1 protein-coding gene is annotated in these 365 nt (G+C 61.4%); it reads right to left on the bottom strand.

Translation table 11 applies throughout. The features are described from left to right. Positions 1–126: 126 nt before the first annotated feature. Positions 127–365, bottom strand: a 239-nt coding sequence (locus QZH66_RS18815; protein ID WP_305807294.1) for a 4Fe-4S dicluster domain-containing protein, incomplete at its 5' end; no start/stop codon positions are given.

The raw sequence follows: 365 nt of genomic DNA, 5'->3' as shown, positions 1-365 counted from the left end.
AATAAGCATGGAAAGCCTGATTGGCGATATGCCTCAGCCCGAACGGGAGTGGATTCTGAGGTGGGTAATTAATCAGGCGAAAAAGGCCTGCAACGCAGGCCCATCAAGCGCTGAATGCTATGATTTTTACATGCCCGAGTAGTTCGGCCCACCGCCGCCTTCGGGCGTGACCCAGACGATGTTCTGCGTCGGGTCCTTGATGTCGCAGGTCTTGCAGTGCACGCAGTTCTGCGCGTTGATCTGCAGGCGCTGGGCGCTGCCGCCCGCCGCTTCGTCGGGCACGAACTCGTACACGCCGGCCGGGCAGTAGCGCGCCTCGGGGCCGGCGAATTTGGCCAGGTTGATGTTCACCGGCACGCTCGCGT

This window comes from Stenotrophomonas sp. YIM B06876, from assembly GCF_030711595.1.
GTDB lineage: Bacteria > Pseudomonadota > Gammaproteobacteria > Xanthomonadales > Xanthomonadaceae > Stenotrophomonas.
The sequence above is the reverse complement of the archived record's forward strand: the minus strand, read 5'-3'. Positions and strand labels throughout refer to the sequence as shown.